This window comes from Ideonella sp. (assembly GCF_041287625.1).
Classification (GTDB): domain Bacteria; phylum Pseudomonadota; class Gammaproteobacteria; order Burkholderiales; family Burkholderiaceae_C; genus Ideonella.
The window spans coordinates 44,091-60,408 of record NZ_JBGGNH010000006.1 but is presented as its reverse complement, the minus strand read 5'-3'; the positions used below and the strand labels follow the sequence as shown (position 1 = coordinate 60,408).

General features: G+C 62.6%; 13 protein-coding genes. 5 read left to right on the top strand and 8 right to left on the bottom strand.

The features are described from left to right. Positions 1-1,695: an AAA family ATPase gene (locus tag ACAH41_RS01130; protein ID WP_325651804.1), complete on the top strand. Its 1,695-nt coding sequence runs from the start codon at positions 1-3 to the stop codon at positions 1,693-1,695. Beyond that, positions 1,683-2,876, top strand: coding sequence for a TnsD family Tn7-like transposition protein (locus ACAH41_RS01125; RefSeq protein ID WP_370538128.1), 1,194 nt, complete (start codon positions 1,683-1,685; stop codon positions 2,874-2,876). Before ACAH41_RS01130 ends, ACAH41_RS01125 begins: the two co-directional genes overlap by 13 nt. A gap of 58 nt (positions 2,877-2,934) precedes the next feature. On the opposite strand, the gene ACAH41_RS01120 is transcribed toward ACAH41_RS01125, so the two are convergent. From ACAH41_RS01120 to ACAH41_RS01110, 3 genes are read right to left on the bottom strand one after another with little or no spacing between them, the layout of a single operon-like run. Further along, positions 2,935-3,867 (bottom strand): hypothetical protein, encoded by a 933-nt coding sequence (locus ACAH41_RS01120; RefSeq protein ID WP_325651806.1) that lies wholly within the window; start codon positions 3,865-3,867, stop codon positions 2,935-2,937. 26 nt (positions 3,868-3,893) lie between these two features. Then, entirely contained in the window at positions 3,894-5,315 is a 1,422-nt protein-coding gene (locus tag ACAH41_RS01115; protein WP_325651808.1) for a UvrD-helicase domain-containing protein, read from the bottom strand. Continuing rightward, on the bottom strand, positions 5,308-7,038 hold the full coding sequence (locus ACAH41_RS01110) for an AAA family ATPase (RefSeq protein ID WP_325651810.1): 1,731 nt from the start codon (positions 7,036-7,038) through the stop codon (positions 5,308-5,310). The genes ACAH41_RS01115 and ACAH41_RS01110 overlap by 8 nt, the downstream gene beginning before the upstream one ends. A 527-nt stretch (positions 7,039-7,565) precedes the next feature. Between ACAH41_RS01110 and ACAH41_RS01105 the strand changes: the two genes are divergently transcribed. From ACAH41_RS01105 to ACAH41_RS01095, 3 genes are all read left to right on the top strand, one after another. Next, entirely contained in the window at positions 7,566-8,591 is a 1,026-nt protein-coding gene (locus ACAH41_RS01105; protein ID WP_325651812.1) for a transposase, read from the top strand. 151 nt (positions 8,592-8,742) lie between these two features. Continuing rightward, on the top strand, positions 8,743-9,600 hold the full coding sequence (locus ACAH41_RS01100) for a sce7726 family protein (RefSeq protein ID WP_325651813.1): 858 nt from the start codon (positions 8,743-8,745) through the stop codon (positions 9,598-9,600). 59 nt (positions 9,601-9,659) lie between these two features. Then, on the top strand, positions 9,660-10,610 hold the full coding sequence (locus tag ACAH41_RS01095; protein ID WP_325651815.1) for a sce7725 family protein: 951 nt from the start codon (positions 9,660-9,662) through the stop codon (positions 10,608-10,610). A gap of 180 nt (positions 10,611-10,790) precedes the next feature. Here the strand turns inward: ACAH41_RS01095 and ACAH41_RS01090 are convergent, their stop codons facing one another. From ACAH41_RS01090 to ACAH41_RS01070, 5 genes are read right to left on the bottom strand one after another with little or no spacing between them, the layout of a single operon-like run. Next, positions 10,791-11,276, bottom strand: a complete 486-nt coding sequence (locus ACAH41_RS01090) for a Mov34/MPN/PAD-1 family protein (protein WP_325651817.1) — start codon at positions 11,274-11,276, stop codon at positions 10,791-10,793. Next, entirely contained in the window at positions 11,273-13,075 is a 1,803-nt protein-coding gene (locus tag ACAH41_RS01085) for a ThiF family adenylyltransferase (protein ID WP_325651818.1), read from the bottom strand. The genes ACAH41_RS01090 and ACAH41_RS01085 overlap by 4 nt, the downstream gene beginning before the upstream one ends. A gap of 7 nt (positions 13,076-13,082) precedes the next feature. Beyond that, positions 13,083-14,294: a nucleotidyltransferase gene (locus tag ACAH41_RS01080; protein WP_325651820.1), complete on the bottom strand. Its 1,212-nt coding sequence runs from the start codon at positions 14,292-14,294 to the stop codon at positions 13,083-13,085. A 10-nt stretch (positions 14,295-14,304) separates the two neighbouring features. Further along, positions 14,305-15,975 carry an SAVED domain-containing protein gene (locus ACAH41_RS01075; RefSeq protein ID WP_325651822.1) on the bottom strand — a complete coding sequence of 557 codons (1,671 nt, stop codon included), beginning with the start codon at positions 15,973-15,975 and terminating at the stop codon, positions 14,305-14,307. Positions 15,976-15,998: 23 nt separating this feature from the next. Beyond that, a complete protein-coding gene (locus ACAH41_RS01070) occupies positions 15,999-16,316 on the bottom strand; it encodes a hypothetical protein (protein WP_325651824.1) in 318 nt (105 codons plus the stop codon). Between the last annotated feature and the right edge of the window lie 2 nt (positions 16,317-16,318).

Genomic DNA, 16,318 nt, shown 5'->3' with positions numbered 1-16,318 from the left:
ATGACCATGAGCCACGCACCAAGATTACTCCCGCCACACGTCAGGATTGCCAAGTACGACACCGACCAACGCATCGCGCGCTATCGCGGCAACAAGCTCATCGAGACGCTTCCCAAACCAAGTGACGAAGCTGAACTCTTGGCTTCGCTCACCCTTGAGCCGGACTTCAGCGTCGATGCTCGTGATTGGGAAGCGCACATGCGCATCCACGAGTTGCTCGGCTTGACCAACTTCATGGTGCCGCTGGCCGCGCACATCCAACTTGCACGAGTCATCGACTCGATGATGCGGGAGGGCTATGTCGGACGCAGGCCGATGTCCCGCGACCAAGTCGCAATCTATCAGCACATTCACAACCTCGAGCGAGAAGACAAGCCCTTCCGCCAGTCGGCTGACACGCTGACCCCGCAACTGTCGACTGCGTTGGTCGGGGTTTCCGGCATGGGCAAGACGACGACTGTGAAGCGCGTTCTCGCGCATATCCCACCGGTCTACTACCACCCGGAGTTGGACCTGTTCCAGGTCACGTATCTGCACTTCGAGATGCCCAGCGACGGCAGAGGTACGAAGGCGCTGGCCACTGGAATCATCGAAAAGCTTGACTACCTCATACCAGACAGCAACTACTACGACCAGTATGTTGCGAAGAGCCGTGCGTCGGGTGACGTCCTCATCCGAGTCGCGGCCCGTCTGATGAACAAGCACTGCGTTGGGTTGCTCATCCCCGATGAGGTCCAGAACGTCGCGAATGCGCGCAAAGACGAGCAGATTCTGATGTCGGAGCTGACGTCCTTGTGCAACCAATGCAAGGTGCCTCAGCTGTACATCGGCACGAATAAGGCCAACAAGATTCTGGGGTTGGACTTTCGCCAGGCCCGCCGTTCGCTCGGCCTCGGCCTGGGCGACTGGGGTCCGATGCCGCAGTGGGAACATATAACTCGCAAAGACGGAACCATCGAACGACGGCCGGGTGAATGGTCTGACTTCGTCACCGAGCTGTGGAAGTACCAGTGGGTACGGACGCCAGTCCCTTTGACCGACGGCATGTTCGACGTCCTGTATGCCTGCACTCAAGGTGTCATTGACTTGGCAATCAAGCTCTTCATGGTTGCACAGGCTCGGGCCATCCTCGACCAGTCCGAGACGCTCAGCGAGCAGCTCCTCGTCGACGTGTACCAGAGGGACTTGTACCTCATTCATCCGATGGTGGAGGCGCTGCGGAATAAGGACATGAAGGCGCTGATGAAGTACGAGGACGTTGCCCCGCCCAGTGCCAGTGACCTCGTTGCGGACCTGGAACGGCGATACCGGGCCCAACGGACTCCCGCTGCGTCCGTTCGTCCAGGAGCTGAGGACTTCGAGATGCGCCTGGCAGGTGCCGCAGAGGTCCTTGGCTTGCCGGCACAGGATGCTGCCGCCCTGGCCCGCGAAATCAATGCCGAGGGAACTGCGAAGAATATGTTCGACGCGGCTGCACAGCTAGCCAAGAAGGTCGCTCCGCTGAAGCCAGTTGCCAAGTCGAAGCGCGCCAAGTCCAAGGAGTCTGTTGAGCCGGAAGTTCCGGACCTGACAGACCGACCGGACGACTATCGAAACGCGGTTGTGCTCGCGTTCCGAAAGCGTACGACAGTCGTGCAGCAATTGGTCGAACTGGGCATGGCGCCTGACCCGGAGGAACTGGTCTGTCTTGGCTGAGGCTTCCACCGCCCTACCTTGGTGAGCTCGTTGGCAGCGTGCTCACCCGCGCCGTGATTCACTCCGGGGTGCCAGCAAAGCGCCTTCTCGTCGAGGTGACGGGAAGACGCTGCAGCAACCTGTCATTCTTCCTTCCATCAAGCTTGTCGGGCCTGGCAGAGCTCATGAGCGTGAACGCGCATGAGCTACTGTGGGAACATACGGCCTTCCCCTACGTCGTTGCCTTTATGGCGCCAGCCGACGTGGACCGCTTCGCCACGAAAGCGCTGGGCCAAGACCTCCAGCAAGGTTCGGTCGCCTCACTCATCCAGTCTGTCACGCAAGGGCTGCCGGCACTACGGTACTGCCCTGACTGCGTGCTGGATGACGTCGCAGAACTCGGCGAGAGCTACTGGCATCGAGACCACTGCTTGCCGGCAACGCACGTGTGCAGGCGCCACGGTACACGTCTGCGCCTTGGCGACTTCGCAACCAAGATTGCCTCGCGCGCTTACGGCATGGGCTTGCCTCAACACCAAAGAGGCCGACCGGACTTTGCGGGGCCACCCGACCCCACTGCAAAGGCGCTCGCTCTTGGAAGCTATGAGCTACTGAGTCGCATTGACGGGCATACCGCCGATTGGTCGACGCATTACCGAACGCTCGCGCTGGAAAAGGGGTTCGTCATGGTCACAGGCGAAGTCGCGAGCGCGCAGTTGGCCATGAACCTACAGGTAGCCTTTGGCGAAGCCTACCTTGCGAGTCTGGGCTGCTCGGTCACCGAGCCAGGCCGCTCCTGGCCTGCTCTGATGGTGCGCGAACGAGTCAGGGTGCCGTTCGCGCCGGTCAAGCACGTGCTGATGCAAGCATTCCTCGACGGCTGCAATGTGGAGCAGAAGACCCTGGCCTATCGGCCACCGGGGAAAGTGCCACGGGACGCCAGTTCACTGGACGAACAACTGGCCAAGCAAGTTCGGAAAGCTGCCATCCGGGCGAACCTGCGCAATGTGCAAACCACCATCACACAGTTGATGAAGGACACTGGACACTGGAGCGCGTTTCGCCACGACAGGAGCAACTTTCCGAAGACGACCGCGGAGCTGGCAGCGTTTCGAGCTACGGAGGCGTCGGAGCGGAAGTTGGGTGGACGCGAGGGCCACCAACGGAACATGGCACGGAAGGCTGCGGCGGCGAAGCGTTGATGCATCGAGTGAACCGCACTCCGCAACGCCATCACAAGTCCGAAGTCGAAGAGTGCAACTACAGCAGGTCAACAAGTTGCTGACAAAGGTTCTTCGGGGAGTCGAACTGCACTTGCTGAGGCAACCTGGCACCGCGACGCAGCAGGGCGATGAGCAAGCAGGCGGTGTAGGACCAGCACGTTGCGTTGTCGGCGACATCTGCCTCCAGGACGAGATGTACAAAGCGCCGTCGAATCGGCGGATGTGAGTTCTGAACAGCGCTAGCCATACTTTGAGACTCAGCTTGCGCGATGGCCAGAGCGGCAGACGCTAGGCCGATGACTCGCTTGCTGGCGACTCTGTCGGCAACTTCCCCGGTAGTCGCAGAGTAAACATCAACGCGCTCGAGAAGCATCGTCCGGCTGAAGTCGTCGCAGGCTCGTTCCTCGTCGGCACGGACCGTTGGAGCATTCTTTTCGGCCGAGAACTGGACGTGCCGCAACTCATGCAGGAAGGTCGCCGCAGCGGCCAGGCAGGCTATGTCGAAGCAAGCCTGGTCCTCCGTGCTGGCAAGCAACTCCCGGCCTGTTCCTGGCGGTGGGACGTCGCCAGGCCAGTCCAGTTCCTCGAGGTCAGCGACCAACCCAAGCTGTTTTGCGAAGTACAGAAGCGTCTCGAGCTCGGCCTCGGCCGCGCACAGGCCCTCGTCAGCGCTTAACGCCTGCGTCGAAATCTCGCCGCTGAATGCTTCTCCGGACCAGACGTGAGGACCATACGCAGCCAACGCCTTGAAGCCCGCGAATGCGACGACCCAGTCATGGACGAAGGTCTTGTGCATCCACGACACCTTGTTTCCACGCGCACTGATGTCAAGGCCGGCACCGTCGTCCTTGACAGCAAAACGAGGCTCAAACTTCTCCCAGAACACTTCGAGCTCGGAGGCCCTTTCGGGACAGGCCCCGAGCAGTAGATTGGCGATGAATACCGGAGAAACCTCGACTGAATCTGTCATGTAGATACCTCGTCAGATGGCCGAGTTCAACGCGCAGGAGCGAGGACGGGCGTTTGTGAACAGACCACCAAGCGTCTCGCGCCGCGAGTCAATGCCACGTATAGGTGCCGCGCATCCATCGCTGCCGGATTGAGCACAACGACTACATCAGCTTCGAGGCCCTTGAGTAGCAGTGTGCTGCCAACTGCTCGCTTGGTAGTTGGCCTGCCAAGGTGGCGATTTCGCTCACGAGCCCGAACGACGGCTTCATAGAACGTGCACTCGCCGCTCGCGGCTGCTCGCATGGCAGCCTTGCATACGTGGAGAACTTCCGGGCGGTAGACACGCACATCGGGTGCGTTTTCGAAGGCGTCAAGCGCTTCCAGTGAAGTTCCAAACGACGGAGCCCCGAGAAAAGCAATGGCGGCGGACTCAACAGCTGTCGCTTCCTTTCGGGCAGTGCCCTTCGTTAACGACTCCACGCGGCGATGCAGCTCGGCAGCACCGAGGTTGGTCATCAATTCCGCGGAGAAGTTGACCAACTCAACCAGCGAGCCGGCTCTTCCTGGGTCGAACGACCTGCCGAAAGCGGTCAAGTCACGGAGGTCCACGGCCTCGACTGCAGTGGCCCCGGGGGTCTGGGAGGCAATCATCTGCTGTCCCTTGGGGCTGGTGCTGTCGCCGATTACAAGCACGGTCCCCTGGGGTGTAGGAGCCTTGGTCCGTGCCGCCTCCATGCGTTGCAGGTGAGCCGCCGAAGGGTCTGCGGCGAGTTGAATCCATGTGACTTCTGGTGGTGCCCCCCGAAGGTCAAGTGGAGCCCCGGCTAGCAAGGGCACTCGTGCGCCAAGGAGCCACTGGCCCAAGTTCTCCGCGTCCGCGTTGCGCCAGCGCCATGGGGTCTCCAAGACACCGAGCGGAGGGAACAGCCCGTGGACATCCGAGGTCCAGTTCACCGTTGGCTCGCGAAATCCAAAAATGGCCTGTAGAGGGTCTCCGAGGACGCAGGTCGGAAGTACGTCGGCAGCCCAACCAATGATGTTGTGCTGGGGCAGAGTGCAGTCCTGATATTCGTCAACCATGAGGCGGCTGTAGGTCGCGCGCAGCGCATCGCTCACATCACCTTGGCCGAGAAGCCTCCAGGCCGCTTGTCGAATGGCCACATAGTCAGTACCTGGGTTCTCCAGCCGAAGGATGCCCGGGTTGTGGCCGCTCCGCACGGGGAACTTCGAAATCAACCGAATGGCCCAACTGTCGATTGTCGAGACACGGTAGGCGCTCTTTGGCACCGCCGCTCGCGCCAATCGCGCCTCCAGTGCTCCCTTGCCGGCATTGGTGTGCGTCAGCACCAGCACCGGCCTGGCGTCGGCATGGAGCTTCAGCGTATCGGCAATGAGCTGCGTCTTACCGCACCCGGCCGGCGCAGTCACGGTGCCCCGTTGGACAGAGAGCAGGTCGAGCTCAGGCATGTGCATATGCCCAGCCGAACAGGTTTCTGACTACGTCCCGGAATCCGGGGTCGCTGGCCTCGAAGTGGGGACCGAGAAAGTCTCGGGCGACGCCTTCCATCTTGGTGATGGATTTGAACCAGCCGGCCTTCCGAATGCGGGAAGCCTCGCCCAAAAGCTGTCGTGCAGCGACTGAGAAACCGACATCCTTCCCATCCTGCAAGACCATCGCGAGATTCGCCTTGCCCACGGACTTGGTCTTGATATGCTGGTCTACCAAGCCGTCCTCAGTGAGCTCGAGGGCGCGGTCAATCAAGGCCGACACGACCGGAGGTGGAAAGCTCATGAAGAGCTCATCTTCGAGCGCGCGTCCGCCCCGCCAAGCGACCGAATAGCCGCCGGCAGCCACGAACTTGGCAACGACCGCAGGTGTTGGCGTCTTGTCGTTGTCCTGCACGGTTGCGACGCGATACCCCAGCTTCTGAAACGCTTCTGCGCGGTGGAAGCAACGGTCAGCGTCGCCACCTCCGGTGTCAACGTACGACACGCCCGCTGCTTGAAGAGACGCATACCCCTGGGCCGTCCAGTAGTCGTCCAGGCCGCGAATGAGGCCGACTTCGCTAGCGCCCTCACAGACGACGACCGTCCTGGCCAGAAAGGCCTCTGGATAGCTGCGGATGGTGCTTTGCACGTCATCCCCGGTGCCCACCTGCAGGACGCCATGGATTCCACCAGTGGCCCGAACCACGAAGAGCTGTGCACCCGACAGCTCACGCAGAACGACGGGCGAGTGCGTCGTCATGAATACCTGAAGGGGCGGCGCCTTCTCTTTGGAGCCGAGTGAACCGAGAAGCCTAGTCAGGCGGTGGGGCTCGAGGCCGAACTCGATTTCGTCGACCAACACAATGCTGGCGGCCTCGGCCGCAGCACGGTGAAGACCGGCAATCAACAATCGAGATGAACCGGTCCCAAGACTTCGGAGTGGGATACCGCTCTCGCTGTGCAAGGAGATTGCGCCGTCGCCGAACGATACCGAGTGAGCATCCAGCAATGCCGTTGCCGAGGTGCCGACGGGAACGCCAAGGCCGTGGGCTGTTTGCGTGACCGTCTTGAGCGTACCGGCGAGTTGCGGCGCGGCCTTAGCACCAAACCCGGCTCGAGCTTCGCGTGCCGCACGCACAAGTTCAGAACCGACGTCAGCGCGTTCATCCGACAGGCGGTTTAACACCGAACCTCTGGTCCAGGAGAGATTGGAGTTTGGATGATTTCCTAGTCTTGCAGGGGCCAGAGCCATCCTGTCCTTCCAGGCGAGCCCGCGAGTAGGTTCAACCGCTGCCGTCCGGTCCGAATAGAGCGCCCAGAGGGGCTCGAGGTCGGCCTTGACGGTAAGCCTCAAGGTCAGGACCGTCTCCAGTCCCTTGCGTGGCTCGTCCTCAACGCTGCCCGTCGAGCCGTCAAAGCCTCGAAGGTACTCGCCATAGGCGTCGATGTTCTTCAGGGCGCCGGGCAGCGCTCCCAAGGTCAGCGTGATGCAAATGTCCTGCGTGACATCCAACCCGAAAAAGTCGGTATCGACGACCGCCAGATTGCGGCGAGCTGCCAAGCAGAGGTCTATGGCATCCAGGATGGTGGACTTCCCGCTGTCGCCCGGCCCAATGAGGCAGTTCACCCCTTCGGTGGGGCACCAGTCTAACGAGCGAATCGAGCGGAAGTTGCGGATTTCAACCTTGCGAATTCTTGCCATCGAGCCCCCCTTTTGCGCCGGATTCCCGGTCGCAGAGCATTGTCTACGCACATTTGCCGCAACGCGCTTGACGTGCAACCTGGCGCCGACAAAACGCCAAGTAGGTCGCGAGGAGCCGACATAGCGAGCAAAGTGTCGCAAGTAGTCTGGAATCGCCACGGCGCCCGTTGGCGGCATGGACCTTCAGATAAACAGGAACGCTACACGACGGGTGCGCAGCCAAAGCACAACCCCAACTACGAACAACTTGCAGGACATGAGCCGTCAAGACGCAACCACCAAACCAGGCATCGACCCGGCCCAGTGCGCCCCCCTCCCACGGGAATACACGGTCGAGCAAATCGAAGCCGCCAGCCGTCTGCCTTCGCTGGAGGCAGTCTTTACAGCTCACTTGAGACTGTTAGAACTGGAAGACGCTGAGTGGCGCTCTGCTAACCGATGGCCCGAAGCCCGACGCAGCCCTCGAGTTGGTCAGGGCGGCGGATAAAACTGGTGCCTTCACTTCTCCGAGCATTTCGGAGAAGAACATGGAGTTGGTGACACGGCTGGCCAAGGATGGGCAGCGAGTTCTGGCGATTGGCATCGGGAGCCTCGAAGCCAGAAATGGGTACGAGCTTGACCAACTGGGCTTGAATGGACTGCCGGACCCGTCAGACGCGCGACGACGTGCGGAAGCGAGCTTCAATGAGTGGGACTCTGCGAGCATCGCCGAGTACGCTGGCGCATTTGGGCTAGCCGTGCCGAAGGGCCATGCTCACGCGGTGTGGGCCTTTCAGTACAACCGTATCCGGTTCGTAGTGCCCGCGCTCGTTCTGATGCGAGCGCTGTTCCGGCCGAACCACCACGTCCTACCCATGCTCTTCCGTCCTCAATCTCTGGAAGACGCGTGCACGTACGCTGGCCCCGGACCCCACGGGCACATTGCGCTACTAGGCAGCTTCCGGGGCTCGTATCACGCTCGCGAGCGAACATCCATTGCCGAGCCGCTTTCGTGGATGTATTGCTTTCCATCCGCGCGCGCAATGTGGGCAAGTGCCTTTGGCGCTTCGCAGGAGGGTCGGCTTGACCTCAAGCTTCCGCAAGCCTCGGCGCGCATGGTGTTGCACGGACGCATGCACGCGCAAAATTTCTACGCCACGCGCTTGTCGTTCGTCTCGGTAACGGCCAACGAAGAACCGTTCGAGTTCGCCAGCGACCACAGCCGAACCATCTGCTTCCACGTCATGGACGAAGCCATGGCCAGTGGCTTTAAGCGGAACAAGACGCAGGACAAGTCAATCGGCTTGCGCGATGGTGAACACGCCTTATCCGATGAGGAGTGGCAAGAGGTTGAGCCAATCGTCGTACGCGGCGGCCCTGGCTTCAAGCACGCCCCACGGGCAGTCGTTGACGCTGTGCTCGCCAAGCAATGCCAGGGAACGTCCTGGACCGAGACCACCTACCCACCGGGCATCCAGCACACGACAGCCTGCGTGGCTTTCTGCCGGTGGCAGAAGGACGGTCGGTGGGCAGACGTCCTTCGGACGCTCGCGAGATTTCGGGGGCCGCCGTGACCTGTCTGGCTCTTCGGCGCCGTGCCACGAGGCAGTCGTCGGCAGTCTGCCGGTACACTGCCCCTCCTCCTCGCGCGCTCCATAGGACCACGAGGGAAACACTCTAGGCTCGGCTGTTCCTACACAGTAGGTCATGCATCCCCGTCACCCGATGAACTCGCTCGAGCACTCCCGTCAAATTTCCCGCGTCTTTTCCCGGCCCGTTCTAGAGCGTATTGCTCGAAGCGGCGAAGCTAGCGACGTCGCCCGCGAACTGATGTCCCTCGGTGTGACGTGCAAGCGCGACGGTGCCGCCGTCGGCGACCTCTTCGAAGCCTCACTGGCCGTCATGGAGTCCAGCTACCGCTGCGAGTACGTCTACAAGGCCGCCATCGCCAACCGCATCGTCTTTGGTCGCCACAGCCCGCGCACCTCAAGCTTGGCCATCGAACTCGCCGTTGGAAACTCTATCGTCGATGCGGCCGTGTTCAACGGGACGTCGACCGCTTATGAAATCAAGACAGAGTTCGACAGCCACCGGCGCCTAACCACTCAAACGCAAGACTACTTGCGAGCATTTGACAGGGTGTATGTGGTGACGCACCCGGTCTTGGCAGAACGCTACGAGTCGCTGGTTGACCCTCGTATCGGCATCCTCTGCCTCACGGGCAAGGGCAGCCTCACAGAGCTCCGACCAGCAATCGGTGACCCGCTCCGGGTCGAACCCGCAGCGGTCTTCAGGATGCTTCGGCGGCAGGAGTTCATGGACATCGTCCACGCGCACTTCGGACCGCAGCCGACGCTTCCGAACGGTCTGCTGCACGAGCACTACCGTGAACTGTTCGAGATGCTTTCGGGTGACGAAGCTCACGAAGGCTTGGTCGGCGCAATGCGTGCCCGGACAACCGATGGCGAATCCGTGAGCTTTATTCAGGCCCTCCCCAAGAGCCTGCGAGCCTTGGCATACGCGACACCGTTGTCGCGCCCTCAACGGAGGCGCGTTCTGGACGCCCTTGCTAGTCACGCATAGACTCGTTACATTCCCTCTCACTTGACATAGATGCGCGTAAAGCGCACTGAGGGGGCAACGTGTACTTTCCGTTTCTGTACGCACGTCAGTCGGAGTTGCTCGCACTTCGAGCAATGCTCGCGGACCACAGGTCCCTGAAATCGCTGGTGCCCTTACTCGAGCCTGTCATCGGGAAGCCGGTCGCTCTTGTCAAATGCATTCGGGCGTTCGGCGCTGCGGAACAGCCGCTCGCCGTCATCTTGAACCCCGACAAGCACGAACTGAAGCAGCCCGGAGCTGTCGTCGCGTGGCTGAAAGTCATCGGGGAAGAGCTCAAAGACAACCAGCATCTGGTGCCCACGTTTCGTTGCACGTCGAGCACTGCACTCTCCGAAGTCAACGGATTTCTGAAGAAGTATTCCAGCCGGCGCGTCGCTCTTGCCTACGCGAGTCCGGTACTCGGCGACGCACAGCTGAAGGCTCTCGCTGCTACGCCAAATGTCCAGTTCCACTTCGACCTCAGCGGTATGACCGCGGCGCAGCGTGCGCTGTTGCCGTCTACCAAGCGCGTCAGCATCCGGGACTACTTCAACAAGCTTGACCGCAACTCAGACTACGACGGCGTTGAACTGTTCACCGACCGTCACAAGACCTTCAAACCCTCGTGGGCCGGCTTCGGCGACTACGCCTCCATCGGGTCGGCGTTTTCCGCGACCGGCGGGCCGCCTTCCGCGGTTGCGATTCACGCCATCTACAAGGAACCTAAGTCGGGGGACGTCTGGATAGAGCACTTCGTCTCAGACGACACCGTCAAGGATGTCGGCAGCATCCAGGGCAAGTTTGTGCAGGCCGCGAAGAAGCTCACAGCCGCCGCGAAATCTCGCCCGAAGCAGTTCGGGAATAACTTTGCGCTCGACGAGTTTGCTCTCTACGCATCGAGCAATCACTTCCCTGGTCTGCCGAAGAACAAGGAACTGCAGATATCCCACCACGTCTGTTTAATGCTCGACGTGCTGAGCGGCGCCGTCTAGGCAACGACTTCGGCGGGCAAGCCCGCGAAGCGCGTGGTGCCGCCGCTCACCCCCAGGGCCACCCAGTCCGGCGAACAAGGCCGGCAAGGACGACGTTAGCCGGAAAGCCTCGCCGGTGCCGCCAAGCCCACACACCGTTTGCCGGTTGGACAAGGAGCCGCGAGACGTCTCAAGAGCGGTCTAGGTTTCCTGCAATTCGGCCCGTCGCAGTTCGAGGCCGTTGTCGACCCATACTCTTAGGCCCGCCGGTATCGGCAATGTCCCGATGATGACGAAGACCACGCCGCTCACTTGCGGCTTGGCCGCGCGGGCGTGGTCTCGCGCGAGCGCTCTGTCCTCGGGGGAAGGCTGAGGCGCAGGCTCCGGATGGGTATGCCAAAGGCCAACGCAGTGAAGCCCTCGTTCGAACATCGCTTCTCGCTCTGCGGTAGCGGCCCTCGTGTCGAATCGAACGCGAGCGCGTGTTGCCAACGTCGGCTTCAGCAACGTCGAGACTTCCACCAGAACATGTGTCGAGGTCAGGTCTCTAGTGAAGAGCTGCCCGACCGACTCCTTGCTCCAACGGTGACGCTGGACGCATTCTTCAAACATGCGCAGCACCTCAGCGCCGAACTCCAGCGTCCATGCGGCGTCGGGGAGGCGGAACGTCAACTGAGTCGAACTCATGCCCTGCCCAGAATCCCTGCAAGGTCTCGGCTGGTCATGATGCTGTCGAACTTCGAGGTTGATGTGGGCACTATGGCGCGCGTTGCAACTGGTACGGGCAGGCTCTGAAAGTAGGCACTCGACCGAACGCACGACCAGACCATGGAGCGCTGGCTGAGGTCATCCAGCAACGCGATGACTCGCTCGGCGGCGAAGGCAGCGACGAGCTCGATGTCGGCGGCGCCATAGGGGTGGAAGCCGGCCGAGCAAGCCGGCAGTTGGATTCGAGTGTCTCCGGCTGACAGGTCGCTGGCGTTCACCAGTTCGTCCGCCTGGTCCTCTGCGGGCCAAGGCACGTCGGGCTGCGACAACACGACATGTCCGGCGCTGCACAGTGGCTCCGTCCACGCATGAATGACAGGGCACTCCCCGAGTAGACCGCTTCGAGTGTGCGCAATGAAGGCACGAACCGAGGACTCGGCAGTGCAGTCGACGACCAAGTCATACACGCCCGGCTTGCAGTGCTGCGTCATCCACACCGCAGCCTCAGCGATGTAGCCTTTTGCAGTGATGCCAGGAACGTCGCGCATCAGCCGCCCAGCCAACGCGGGCGCTTTGCCCTGCCCCACCTCCTCAGCCCCAAGCTCGTGGCGGCTCGTGTTCTCGGGCCCCATCAACTGCGCGTCGACGATGTCGATGGTGCCCAAACCAGCACGCACTAGCGCCCGGGCCAGCGGACTACCAAGGGAGCCAGCCCCAACGAAGAGAACGCGTTTCTGGCGACGTGCCCGAAGAACATCAAGCTGATGGTCGCGGGCAAGCGCCCAGTCCGGGTCGACACGGGTGATGTCGACGGGCTCAATGCTGGGAAGCGTGAGCCGCGGCGTTGCCGACCCGAAAAGCTGGTAGCCGTACATCACGCCGTCCTGCACAAGAACCACCAGCAGCGGTCGCTGGCCAGGCGGTGCTTCGGCCTCCCGCCGCCGCTTCTTCTTGTTCTTCCGAGAGTGCGGTTGCGGGTCGTCCGCCCAGCCAGTCCGCTGCAACCAGCTCGCCACCGAACTCTCGTTGTCAGTGAGCCGCCCGACCAAGGCGTCGAGCGCCCCGAAGGAATTAGGCCAAGTCGACGGAGTCCATGGCTCGTCAGGCGGCATGCGAACAAACAACGCGTTCCCGCGAACCATTGTCCCGTCCGCCCAGCGGTGCCGTATCGCCGTATCGTTCGGGTCCACGGCCTGCTCTGCGGCGACCTGCAGCGAGAAGAGTCGCTGCTTGGCGCCACTCGGCACGTAGGCGGCCAGCGAGCCCATCGCCCATCGGTCGAGTTCGCGCACATCGACGTACGTGTGCAACGGCACCGGTCGACGGTCGCCCGCCTTCCTGCGCGCGATGCATCTCTGCGCCCAGTAGGACGCCCGCTCGGTCTGGAACTGGTGCTCCACCCAGCTCTTGTCGACCGACGGCTCGAGAAGCTGGTCCTTCAGCGTGCCCAGCGCGCGCACGACAGCGGCCACCGGGTCGTCGTAGTCGTTCGGGATGGATTGCAGCCCCAGGCAAACATGCCCGTCTGCTTCCACGTGCGGCAAGCGCAGGAAGTAGCTGCGGTCTACAAAAAGGTCGCAGGTACTCGCAGGGAAGTCCGGTGGAAGCACGATGCGCAACGAGTGCACAGGCAGGGTGTCGTCCTGCAGGTCGACTTCCCACGCCATTCCCTGCTCGACGCGCAAGTGCTTGTCGCGCTTGGCCCACACCGAGCCGCTACCGCGGTCGAGCCACTCCTCGACGCGCGCGCCGGCGGTCTCGAAGGGACTCTGTTTCATCGCGGTATCAGCCCAGCGTGTTCGAAGAACCCATGTTGACCGGGCGGTCGGGGTTGGTCTTCGCCAAGCCAGCGGCGCTGCCAATCAGGCCGTCCAGCACGTTAGCCTTGGGCTTGGTCGCCTTCCACGCCTCCACACCGGCAGTGCCGAACACCTGGCGAATCTTGTCCTCGCTCGGCATCCGCGCACTCTGATGAAGGAGCGCTTCGAGGTCGGCCTCGAGCTTGCCGTGCCAGCGCAGGAACTCTGCCCTGCGCGCGCCGCTGTCGGTGTTCCACTTGTCCGCGAAGTTCTCGCTGGCAAGTTTCGGATTTTCGACACGCCAGCCGTCAGCACGCTGCTCGATGTACTTGGGCATCGCCTCGACGAGCGCGAGCACGACCTCGATGGGCGACTTGAACTCGCCGCTGCGGTATGCCACCAAGTCGCCGTATGCCTTCGCAGCGAGCGTGACGATGATGACGGAGATGGGCATCACCTCCTTCTTCTTCTCGTCGACGCCCCAGTAGAGGGTGTCGCGGTGCAACTTCATCAGCTGCACGGTGCGCCGCAGGATGTCGTCGATGCCCACCTGGTTGTCTGGCAGCGGCGTCACAGTCGTACGCGCGTCCACCGAGGACTTGCGCACCAGCGCCTGGAATGGGAAGCGCTTGGCCGCGTGCGTGCAGAACCACTCGGCAAACTCCTCGGGATTTGAAGGTGCCCAGCGCGTATCGGGGTCACGTACCGACAAGCTCGAGCCTGCACGATGCGTCTGGTCGCGCACCGCAGGCGTGACATCGAAGTAGTACGGCTTGCCTGGATAGGGCAACCGCCAGCAGCGGCGCTTCGCCTCGGGCGTGCCGGTCACCGACTCGTTGCCCTCCAGCGCCTTGCCGAAGGCCTTGAACATCAGCTCCGGGTCCGGCGAGTCGTACTTCGGACCCGTCAGCTTGACCACCAAGTCCAAGTCGAAGTTCACCGGGTAGCGTTGGCTGATGGTGGTCTGTGTACGCATCGAGCCCTGCGGAAAGATGTGCACGTCATGGCGGGGGATGTCGAGCTTTTGCGCCAAACGGTCGGCCAACTTGGTGTAGTCGGCCTCGGCGTTGCGGCGCTCGGCCTTGTCCAGTTCGAGCCGGCGCAGCAGGCTCGCGATTAGGTCTTCCCACTGCTGGGCTTCACTGCGCGCGTTCAGCGACTCGATGACGCGCTTGGACAGGGTCGGGTTGGTGGTCATGGAACCTCGCTCAGGGCTGGAGGGACAGGGTTTGCGCCATTCCCGAGACAAGCTCACGGACTGACGTGGGGGTGATTTCGATGGTGGGCTTGTAGGCAGAGCCCGGCCCAGCCAATGCTTCGTGGCAGGTGTATTCAGCGTGATGCCGCGCCTGGAGCTTCTGGCCGACGACAACCACAGCAGACGCCGGTGCGCTGACGAACAGGTGCACCTTGCGCACACCCCACTCGTCTTGCAGCTTTCGCATTGCGGCGTCGACGGCCAACCCCACGAGTTGCAGGTCCTCGGGCTGTTGCATGCAGTCCTTGTCGAAGGTCGGGCCGATGATGCGCAACGTCGGCAGCATCAGCTTGCCGTTGGACGCGCAGCTGGGGGGCATGCGTGCCGCGTCGATGCCGGACGTCAGCGCGACAACCAAGACGGCGTCATCCTGACCCTGCGCGTGCGCATGCAGTTCTTCGACCCTGAACTTGTCCAAGGGCGGCCTCGGCAGCGTGCCCGCCGCTGGCCACGCCCAACGTGTACCGGGGCCAACCTTGTTGCGGTGGGGCTGGAACAGGTGAGTGGCTGCCGTGTCACCGAGAACGCGGCCGGCGAGCAGCAGCACCGACGTGCTGTGCATCGGAAAGATGGCCAGGCGCGGCCGAGCAGTGCCGGTGCGCGTTCCGTTCAAGAGCGTCTGCAGAGCGGGCAGGTCCGACTTCATCTGCTGGAACAGCGAGCCCCAGTAGGCGGGCGAGTGCACGTCGTGGTTCTGGCCGCCGGGGTAGAAGTACCGGGTGGGCTTGGCCTCGGCGCTGCGCAGCCCCGCGCCCCACATCGCCTCCTGGGCGTCGTCCATGCTGAACTGCGCCGGCTGGCCAGCGATGTTGCCGACGATGGCGATGACTTCAGCGGACTTGTGCTGAAGACTGTCGAGCAGGCGCTTCACCTCGGCGATGTTGTCCTCGCGCATCTTGCGCAGGACCTCGACCGTGTACTTCGCTGGGTTCACCTTGTCGATGAGTCGGTGGCACTCGTCGCACAGGAGCATGAAGTTGCTCAGCTCCGACGCGAGCAGCTTTGACAGCACCGGGTCGCCACGCGGGCCGCCCGGCGAAGCCGCAACGATGTGGGCGAAGTAGCTAAAGCGGCCGCGACCGCCGGTGGCGCCGTGGCGCTTGAGGTCCCGACCACAGCCGGCGAACTGGCAGCGCCAGCCAGCCAAGTAGGTCAACTCGTCTTTGATGGCGTCGGTGACATTGCCTTCACGACCGGCCTCGTCGACGGACGTCTTCAACCACCCTTTCACGAACGCCAAGGTGGCCTTCACCATTGGCACGGTGCCCGGGTCTGCATCCCATGGCGAACCGGCAGTACTGCTCCACCAGAGACGGGTGCGGGCCAGCGGCTTCATCGCCTCGACCGACTTTTCGGCGAGCTCGCCGCAGCAGACCCGCTGCCAGGTCGAGCTGGCATCGGCGCGGTGAAGCACGCAGATTGTGTAGACGTTCGCGATGACGAGCACGTCGCCCGTTCCTTGAGCGATTCGCCTCAGCACCTGGGCCAGACCGTCATCGTCGACAACAGCCAGGTCCGCGGATGGCGGGCTCAACACAGGAGCGCAGGCCGGCGCCGAAACGGGCGCCGGGGCCGCCTGCCGCGCCGGAAGTGTCAGTTGGTCGTCGTCGCTCTTGCTCAAGATGTTCTCGTGCGTTGTGGCCGTCAGTGGCGCAGCACGCGCTCGTAGATGCGGCCGGTCCGCAGCGCCACCATGCCGGCCACCAGAAGCAGCGCGCCCAAGCCGAAGCCAGTGACGCTCTCCGGCACCCACCACGTGGGCACGGCGGGCAGCAAGTCCGCCAGCGATGGGGCGGTCTGCGGAGCGCCGGCCATGCCCCGGACCACGGACAGGCTCCTTGTCGCCGCATGGGCAATGAGGCCCACGACAAGAAGGAAGCTGCCGCAACGGGCCACCAACTGCCCCAACGTGACTAGCCGCTTGGGCTGCGTCAGGAAGTAGTCCACGAGCTGCTCGAGCATGG

What these genes read in the sequence shown, in the direction of transcription:
- ACAH41_RS01120 (WP_325651806.1), bottom strand. Translation starts at nt 3,867, where the DNA reads ATGACAGATTCAGTCGAGGTTTCTCCGGTATTCATCGCCAATCTACTG.
- ACAH41_RS01105 (WP_325651812.1), top strand. Translation starts at nt 7,566, where the DNA reads ATGGAGTTGGTGACACGGCTGGCCAAGGATGGGCAGCGAGTTCTGGCG.
- ACAH41_RS01090 (WP_325651817.1), bottom strand. Translation starts at nt 11,276, where the DNA reads ATGAGTTCGACTCAGTTGACGTTCCGCCTCCCCGACGCCGCATGGACG.
- ACAH41_RS01130 (WP_325651804.1), top strand. Translation starts at nt 1, where the DNA reads ATGACCATGAGCCACGCACCAAGATTACTCCCGCCACACGTCAGGATT.
- ACAH41_RS01070 (WP_325651824.1), bottom strand. Translation starts at nt 16,316, where the DNA reads ATGCTCGAGCAGCTCGTGGACTACTTCCTGACGCAGCCCAAGCGGCTA.
- ACAH41_RS01080 (WP_325651820.1), bottom strand. Translation starts at nt 14,294, where the DNA reads ATGACCACCAACCCGACCCTGTCCAAGCGCGTCATCGAGTCGCTGAAC.
- ACAH41_RS01110 (WP_325651810.1), bottom strand. Translation starts at nt 7,038, where the DNA reads ATGGCAAGAATTCGCAAGGTTGAAATCCGCAACTTCCGCTCGATTCGC.
- ACAH41_RS01115 (WP_325651808.1), bottom strand. Translation starts at nt 5,315, where the DNA reads ATGCCTGAGCTCGACCTGCTCTCTGTCCAACGGGGCACCGTGACTGCG.
- ACAH41_RS01100 (WP_325651813.1), top strand. Translation starts at nt 8,743, where the DNA reads ATGAACTCGCTCGAGCACTCCCGTCAAATTTCCCGCGTCTTTTCCCGG.
- ACAH41_RS01085 (WP_325651818.1), bottom strand. Translation starts at nt 13,075, where the DNA reads ATGAAACAGAGTCCCTTCGAGACCGCCGGCGCGCGCGTCGAGGAGTGG.